This window comes from Streptomyces sp. URMC 124, from assembly GCF_051386455.1.
In the GTDB taxonomy this organism is placed as follows: domain Bacteria; phylum Actinomycetota; class Actinomycetes; order Streptomycetales; family Streptomycetaceae; genus Streptomyces.
In genome coordinates this window covers 1-356 of the sequence record NZ_JBPQTS010000384.1, presented here as the reverse complement: position 1 = coordinate 356, position 356 = coordinate 1, and the positions used below count along the sequence as shown (strand labels likewise).

Here is a 356-nt window from a genome sequence, read left to right as displayed (position 1 = left end):
ACCGGCCTCGCCACCAGCCGCCGCGACCTGTCCGTCTGGGTCGTCACCGGCGACGGCGACGCCCTCTCCATCGGCGGAAACCACCTCATCCACGCCCTCCGCCGCAACGTCAACCTCAAAATCCTCCTCTTCAACAACCGCATCTACGGGCTGACGAAGGGGCAGTACTCCCCGACCTCCGAGACGGGCAAGATCACCAAGTCGACCCCCATGGGATCGCTGGACGCCCCCTTCAACCCCGTCTCCCTCGCCCTCGGCGCCGAAGCCTCCTTCGTGGCGCGGACGGTGGACTCCGACCGCAAGCACCTCACCGAGGTCCTGCAGCAGGCCGCCGAGCACCCCGGCACCGCCCTGGT

Annotated in this window: 1 protein-coding gene; it reads left to right on the top strand. The window is 68.8% G+C overall.

What is annotated here, in order from left to right; translation table 11 throughout:
* A partial coding sequence (locus ACSNOG_RS33050) for a thiamine pyrophosphate-dependent enzyme (protein WP_436756368.1) occupies positions 1–356 on the top strand: 356 nt, incomplete at both ends.